This is a genomic window from Vulcanococcus sp., from assembly GCF_044369115.1.
In the GTDB taxonomy this organism is placed as follows: domain Bacteria; phylum Cyanobacteriota; class Cyanobacteriia; order PCC-6307; family Cyanobiaceae; genus Vulcanococcus.
On the sequence record NZ_JBIPMN010000164.1, the window covers coordinates 1 to 5,934 of the forward strand.

Annotated in this window: 11 protein-coding genes and 1 tRNA gene; 5 read left to right on the forward strand and 7 right to left on the reverse strand. The window is 64.7% G+C overall.

Features of this window, described 5'->3' with window-relative positions; genetic code table 11:
- Together ACIQ2E_RS11775 and ACIQ2E_RS11780 are read right to left on the reverse strand one after the other, a co-directional pair.
- Positions 1 to 138: class I tRNA ligase family protein (locus tag ACIQ2E_RS11775; RefSeq protein ID WP_398330682.1), on the reverse strand; the 138-nt coding region annotated here is incomplete at its 3' end.
- 93 nt (positions 139 to 231) lie between these two features.
- Entirely contained in the window at positions 232 to 777 is a 546-nt protein-coding gene (locus ACIQ2E_RS11780) for a Ycf66 family protein (RefSeq protein WP_398330656.1), read from the reverse strand.
- 51 nt (positions 778 to 828) lie between these two features.
- Between ACIQ2E_RS11780 and ACIQ2E_RS11785 the strand changes: the two genes are divergently transcribed.
- Positions 829 to 910 (forward strand) — tRNA-Leu (locus tag ACIQ2E_RS11785).
- Positions 911 to 970: 60 nt separating this feature from the next.
- Positions 971 to 1,996, forward strand: coding sequence for a beta-carotene hydroxylase (crtR, locus tag ACIQ2E_RS11790; RefSeq protein WP_398330659.1), 1,026 nt, complete (start codon positions 971 to 973; stop codon positions 1,994 to 1,996).
- A 34-nt stretch (positions 1,997 to 2,030) separates the two neighbouring features.
- Here crtR and gatC read toward each other — a convergent pair whose 3' ends face one another.
- Together gatC and ACIQ2E_RS11800 are read right to left on the reverse strand one after the other, a co-directional pair.
- Positions 2,031 to 2,324, reverse strand: coding sequence for an Asp-tRNA(Asn)/Glu-tRNA(Gln) amidotransferase subunit GatC (gene gatC, locus ACIQ2E_RS11795; RefSeq protein WP_296443887.1), 294 nt, complete (start codon positions 2,322 to 2,324; stop codon positions 2,031 to 2,033).
- Positions 2,325 to 2,333: 9 nt separating this feature from the next.
- Positions 2,334 to 3,110, reverse strand: a complete 777-nt coding sequence (locus ACIQ2E_RS11800; RefSeq protein ID WP_398330663.1) for a creatininase family protein — start codon at positions 3,108 to 3,110, stop codon at positions 2,334 to 2,336.
- 69 nt (positions 3,111 to 3,179) lie between these two features.
- On the opposite strand from ACIQ2E_RS11800, the gene ACIQ2E_RS11805 reads away from it, so the two are divergent.
- A complete protein-coding gene (locus ACIQ2E_RS11805) occupies positions 3,180 to 3,479 on the forward strand; it encodes a DUF6679 family protein (protein ID WP_398330666.1) in 300 nt (99 codons plus the stop codon).
- A gap of 8 nt (positions 3,480 to 3,487) precedes the next feature.
- On the opposite strand, the gene ACIQ2E_RS11810 is transcribed toward ACIQ2E_RS11805, so the two are convergent.
- Positions 3,488 to 3,628, reverse strand: coding sequence for a hypothetical protein (locus ACIQ2E_RS11810; protein WP_296364864.1), 141 nt, complete (start codon positions 3,626 to 3,628; stop codon positions 3,488 to 3,490).
- Between the two features lie 91 nt (positions 3,629 to 3,719).
- On the opposite strand from ACIQ2E_RS11810, the gene ACIQ2E_RS11815 reads away from it, so the two are divergent.
- Positions 3,720 to 4,346, forward strand: a complete 627-nt coding sequence (locus tag ACIQ2E_RS11815) for a DNA-3-methyladenine glycosylase (protein ID WP_398330670.1) — start codon at positions 3,720 to 3,722, stop codon at positions 4,344 to 4,346.
- Between the two features lie 26 nt (positions 4,347 to 4,372).
- A complete protein-coding gene (locus tag ACIQ2E_RS11820; RefSeq protein ID WP_398330673.1) occupies positions 4,373 to 5,383 on the forward strand; it encodes an aspartate carbamoyltransferase catalytic subunit in 1,011 nt (336 codons plus the stop codon).
- 15 nt (positions 5,384 to 5,398) lie between these two features.
- Here the strand turns inward: ACIQ2E_RS11820 and ACIQ2E_RS11825 are convergent, their stop codons facing one another.
- Positions 5,399 to 5,746, reverse strand: coding sequence for a DUF565 domain-containing protein (locus ACIQ2E_RS11825; RefSeq protein WP_398330676.1), 348 nt, complete (start codon positions 5,744 to 5,746; stop codon positions 5,399 to 5,401).
- A 7-nt stretch (positions 5,747 to 5,753) separates the two neighbouring features.
- Positions 5,754 to 5,934: hypothetical protein (locus ACIQ2E_RS11830; protein WP_398330679.1), on the reverse strand; the 181-nt coding region annotated here is incomplete at its 5' end.

Consider the following 5,934-nt stretch of genomic DNA (forward strand, 5'->3'; position numbering starts at 1 on the left):
GGCCCCGTTGGCGTACGGGGGGCCGTCGTGCAGGGTGAAGCTCTCGCCGGGGTTCTGCTGGCTGAGGCGCTCATAGAGCTGCAGCTCTGCCCAGAAGGCCTGGATCTCCGGTTCGCGCACCTTGGCGTTCGCCCGCATCGAGAAGGGCGTTTGCAGCAGGTTGAGCGTGTCCTTGTAAGAGGTCGCGGGCGCAGAGCTGGCGGTCACGGCGCCGGGGGCAGCAAGGGCCGATTATCCCGCCTGGCTGATGGCGCTCTGGAGCAGCTGATCGATTTCAGCGAAGGAGCGCACCACGGTCGTGGTCTCGCTGGGCTGATGGGCAGGCTCCCCGCTGGCCTCGGGATCGTCTGTGCGCACCCAGCGTTTACCACTGCTGCCCTTGCTGCCGCCACCACGCTGCAGGGCGGCAAGCACCGTGGCTGAAGAGGCGCTCACCACGGCAATACCCCGGGCCACGCTCACCATCAGTTCACTCAGGCTTGTTTGCCAGCGCTCCAGCGAGAGCAGGCGTTGCTGCTCTTCGTTGGTGAGTGCCCGCCAGCGCAGCTGCAGCACCTCAAGGCCCAGGCGGCCGATCAGCAGGCCGCCACACAGCACGGCGAGCATCGGTGAACCCGTCAGCCGGTCGGCGCTGGTAACCAGGGTGAGCCCCAGCAGCAGTACTACAGCTCCCCACATGGCATCGCGGGGGCGCGAGAGCTCGCTCGCCAGCAAGGGCAGCAGCAGTACGGCCGAGCCCACCACCAGAGCAAGCGTTCCGCTGAGGCTGGCAACCATGATCGGATGGAGATTGACCGCATTCTCGGCGCATCCGTACAGTCATGCCATGCCCACCTGGCGGAATTGGTAGACGCGCTGGGTTTAGGTTCCAGTGGCTTCGGCTGTGGGGGTTCAAGTCCCCCGGTGGGCATCGGGCTGAAGGCCTCAGCTTCCTAAGGTGGCCTGAACGTTGGCCGGTGCAGCCCAGGGAATGACGCAAGCTCTGGCTCAGTCACCGGAGATGGAGGGGGCCCCTCGGGAGCTGCGCGCATCGGTGAGTGCCGTGCCGCGGGAGTTTCTCGACCCGCCTTCGGCCTGGAATCCCACCGTGGCGCTGTTCCTGGGTGGCTATGTACTGGCCGGGATCACGATTGCGGGCTGGTTCGCCTGGCAATGGCCGCTGCTGCCGCTGCTGGCCACCGGTTTTCTGGCCCTCCACCTTGAGGGCACGGTGATTCATGACGCTTGCCATAACGCTGCCCATCCCAATCGCTTCTGGAATGCCTTCATGGGGCATGGTGCTGCCCTGCTCCTTGGCTTCAGCTTTCCGGTGTTTACGCGGGTGCACTTGCAGCACCACGCCCATGTGAATGATCCGAAGAATGATCCGGATCACATCGTGAGTACCTTCGGTCCGCTGTGGCTGATTGCACCGCGCTTCTTTTATCACGAATACTTCTTCTTCCAGCGCCGCCTCTGGCGTCGCTACGAGCTGCTCGAGTGGGGTCTAGGCCGCGGCATCTTCTTCGCGATTGTGGGTGCGGGGATCAAATACGGCTTCATCGACTTCATCTTCAACTGCTGGTTCGCACCGGCCCTGATGGTGGGTGTGACCCTCGGCCTGTTCTTCGATTACCTGCCTCACCGGCCCTTTTTGTCACGCAACCGCTGGCACAACGCCCGCATTTATCCGGGGCGTTTGATGAATTGGTTGATCATGGGGCAGAACTATCACCTTGTTCATCACCTTTGGCCGTCTATTCCCTGGTTTGAATACAAACCGGCTTATGAGGCCACCAAGCCTATCTTGGATGCGAAAGGTTCGCCGCAGCGGCTCGGCCTGTTTGAAAGCAAGGGCGACTTCACTAACTTCATCTACGACATTCTCCTGGGCGTGCGCAGCCACAAGCGCCGCCGCAGCAAGCTGAGGCCGATTGCCGGGCTTCTTCCCAGCTTCAAAGCGCGGCGTCATGTGGTGGCGCTGCTCCACCGCACCGCTGTTTCACCGAAGCGCTGATGCCGAGCCCGGCCAGGACCCGGCTTTTTGTTGCTCAGTCGGCCAGGATCTTGGGCACGCGGAAGAAATCGCCCTCGCGCTGGGGTGCTTCATCGAGGAGCTGTTCGCGCACCTCGGTGGGCACAACCACGTCGTCGCGGGTCACGTTCACCACTTCCACGGCGCGTGTGGTGGGGGGAACACCTTCGGTGTCCACAGCCTGGAGGTGATCCACGTAGTCGAGGATCCGCTCCAGCTGGGTGGTGTAGGTGGCGATCTTGTCGTCCGGCAGCTCGAGGCGGGCCAGCTTGGCCACCTTGCGGACGTCGTCGGCGCTGATGTTGCTCATGGGCAGAACCTAGCTGGACGGCTCCTCGAGGAAGCGTTGCAGATCGGCGGTGAGGGCTGTGGCCGCCACATCCAAGAAGCGATGGCCGTGGTCGGCGGTGGCCAGCGATGGGTCAGAGCCCATGCGGCCATCGGGGTGGCGGCGCCGGAAATCGTCTGGGCCGTGGATCGGACCAGCGGGCGCTGGCTCCGGTAGGGGCCGCTGCTTGCTGTGCAGGGTTGGCTCCAGCGCCAGGGTGATCGCGATCTCGCTCGGCGTGGCGTGGTGCCCTTCCTTGTCGCCGTAGAGCTCCCGCGCTAGCCCCATCGCTTCCGGTGCCATAAACCAGTTAGCGAGCTTGCAGCGCAGGTTGGCGGCGCTGGCCAGGCCGCGGCTGGTGGCGGTGCCGTAGGCCTGGGCGAAGGCGGCCTTGGTGGTGGCGATGTTGCCGCCGTGACCATTGATCACATAGATGCGCTCGAAGCCATGGCGGGCCAGGGAGAGCACAAGATCGTGCATCACCGCCAGCAGCGTGGAGGGCTGGAGGCTCATCGTGCCGGCAAAACCAAGGTGGTGTTCGGCCATGCCGAAGGCCTGGGCGGGGGTGACGAGCACACCGCTGCGGCGCCCCACTTCCAGGGCCACGGCTTCGGCCGTGAGGGCGTCGGTGCCGATGGCTCCAGTGGGGCCGTGCTGCTCCGTGGAGCCGAGCGGCACGATCACACCCCTGCAGCGCTGCAGGTAGGCCTCAACCTCCGGCCAGCTGCGCAGCTGCAGCCGGATCTCTTCAGCACTGGTGGCAACCACGACGGCAGATCAGCTCAGATCGGCTCAGTATCCCTAGGATCGAGCTCAGGAGGTTCCTGAGGGCACCCCATGCTGCAGCGCAAGCTTTATCGCTTCCAATGCGAGCAACGGCCCATTTGGGTGTTTTTGCGTGATCAGCAGCGCTGGATCGAAGAAGCGCTGGTGGTTGAGCTGGAGGGTGATCTTGTGACCCTTCGCTATGACGCCGAAGATGACGACGAACTCCACAGCTGGGAGGAGTGCGTGCGGCTGGATTCCATCGGTGCGGTGAGCACCCGCCTGGCCTACTTCAGCCGCAGCACCATGCCTGAAGACCTGGAGGTCACCGGCGAATGCCCCGAATCGGAGCAGCTGCCCAGCCAGGGCTGAGGCTGGTCTCAGTGGGCCGTGCCGTTGCCGTCGTACTGATCGGTGTCGTAGTAGCCGCCCTTGGTGCCGAAGAACAGGGTGGCCAGCACAAACAGCCCACTGCCGCCGATCAGCACGGTGGCCAAGGTGAAGCCGGAGCTGTGATCCATCGATCCGTTGGCGTGATCCAGTCAGTCTGCTGGACTTGATCGCCCCTGGGCAGTGGTTGTGTCGGGCTGTGATCCAAAGCGCACAGCGTGGTTGCCGGTGCCCCTGCCCCAATCCTTCTTCGCCCGCCCCGCCGAGGTGGTCGCACCTGAGCTCATCGGCTGCCTGCTGGTGAAACGCCAAGCGGATGGCGACCTGCTGTGCGGCGTCATCGTGGAAACGGAGGCGTATTCCCAAGACGACCCCGCTTGCCACGGCTACCGCCGCCGCACGCCCAGCAACGAAACACTGTTTGGTGAGCCAGGGCGGTTTTATGTGTATGTGAGCTATGGCATTCACCACTGCGTGAATGTGGTGACGCATCGCGCGGAATGGGCCAACGGGGTGTTGCTGCGGGCTGCGGCTTTGCCCGATGAGCCGGAGCGTGTGGCGGCGGGTCCGGCGTTGTTGGCACGGCGCTTCGGAATCGATGGCCGCCGCGATGCTCAGCCCTCAGATCCAGAGGTAGGCCTGTGGCTGGCTGCCAGGCCTCCGGGCTGGGAAGCGCTCGAGCCCAGCGACCTCATGCAAACCACCCGCATCGGCATCAGCCAGGGGCAGGACCTGCCCTGGCGCTGGTATCTGCGCGCCAGCCGCAGCGTGAGCAAGCGGGTTCGGGGGGACCGCACGCCGGCCAGGGCGGACGCCCTTGGCGTGGCCGCGTTGCCGATGGGCTTCTAGCCTGAAGCTGTCTCTCGCAGCCCACCTTGAGCGACTGGACCCACCGCCATGTGTTGGATCTGGCGGCCTTCTCGCTCGAGGATTACGCCACGGTTCTGGAGTTGGCCCAGCGCTTCCGCGTCATGCCGAGTTCCGGTGCCCGTAAGCTGCCGGCGCTGCAGGGCCGTCTGGTCACAACCCTGTTTTTTGAGCCCAGCACCCGCACCCGCAGCAGCTTTGAGCTGGCGGCCAAGCGGTTGTCGGCTGATGTGCAGAGCTTCTCGCCGTCGTCGAGCTCACTGAGCAAAGGCGAAAGCCTGCTCGACACAGTGCGCACCTATGTGGCCATGGGAGCCGATTTGCTGGTGGTGCGTCACCGCTGCACCGGTGTGCCCGCTGCCCTGGCCCGCGAACTCGACGCCAGTGGTGATCGGGTAGCCGTCCTCAACGGCGGCGATGGTCTTCACAGCCATCCCAGCCAGGGCTTGCTGGATCTGTTCACCCTGGCGCGCCATTTTGCTCCGCAGGCCCCCACGCCGGAGGCCCTGCGGGGCCGGCGCATCGCAATCGTTGGCGACATTCTTCATTCCCGCGTCGCTCGATCCAACCTCTGGGCGCTCACGGCCTGCGGAGCGGAGGTGGTGCTCTGCGGGCCGACCACGCTGTTGCCCGAGGCCTTTGCGCACTTTGCGGCAGCGCCACCCCCCGGCCAGGTTTTGGATCCAGTGGGCCAACGTTCGGCCATCCGCGTGGAGCGCGACCTGAATCGCGCTCTCGATGGTGCCGATGCGGTGATGACCCTGCGGTTGCAGCAGGAGCGCATGAATCAAAACCTGCTCACCAGCCTGGAGAGCTACCACCGGGCCTATGGGATTACCCATGAACGCTTGCAGATGTGCGCCCCTGGAGTGCCTGTGCTGCATCCAGGCCCGGTGAACCGAGGCGTGGAGATGAGCGGAGCATTGCTCGACGATCTGCGGTGCTCGCTGGTGGAACAGCAGGTGACCAACGGCATCGCCGTGCGAATGGCTCTGCTGTACCTGATGGCGGCTAGCTGAGGCGGTCCTTTGCCTTCAGAGCAACTTGAACCCCTCCAGCAGCAGCCCGTAGCAAAAACCGATGCGAGTCATATCGAGCAGTTGCAGGCCCAAGCGGTCGCCCGGGAGGCGCAACAGCGGTTTGCGCGCACGGATGGCGATTTCGATCAGCACCACGCAGATCAATGCCGCCGGGGGATCCAGGAAAGCCCGTGCGCCAATGATCGTGCTCACCGCGTTGCCGAGAAAAAACGTGCTCAGCAGCACGATCAGCAGCAAGGAAAGCCGCCGCCAAGGGTTGCGGGCCCACTGCTCCAGCCTGGGCCAGGCTCCACCGAGGCTCTGCTGAAGCCGGGTGCGCTGCAGTGGGCGGGAGCTGCTCAATCAGCGCTCAGCCGTCGGAATCCTTCTTGCGGGAGCCTTTGCCTTCCAGCAGCTCGAGCAGGGCTTCCATCTGGGCCATCACGCCGCGCACCTCGCCGGCTTCTGGCAATAGGCCGTCGTCCATCACTCCCTGATGCATCTCGCGCAGTTCCTGGCGGATGTAGCGCAGATGGCTCACCACCTGCTCG

What these genes read in the sequence shown, in the direction of transcription:
- gatC (WP_296443887.1), bottom strand. Translation starts at nt 2,324, where the DNA reads ATGAGCAACATCAGCGCCGACGACGTCCGCAAGGTGGCCAAGCTGGCC.
- ACIQ2E_RS11805 (WP_398330666.1), top strand. Translation starts at nt 3,180, where the DNA reads ATGCTGCAGCGCAAGCTTTATCGCTTCCAATGCGAGCAACGGCCCATT.
- crtR (WP_398330659.1), top strand. Translation starts at nt 971, where the DNA reads ATGACGCAAGCTCTGGCTCAGTCACCGGAGATGGAGGGGGCCCCTCGG.
- ACIQ2E_RS11780 (WP_398330656.1), bottom strand. Translation starts at nt 777, where the DNA reads ATGGTTGCCAGCCTCAGCGGAACGCTTGCTCTGGTGGTGGGCTCGGCC.
- ACIQ2E_RS11810 (WP_296364864.1), bottom strand. Translation starts at nt 3,628, where the DNA reads ATGGATCACAGCTCCGGCTTCACCTTGGCCACCGTGCTGATCGGCGGC.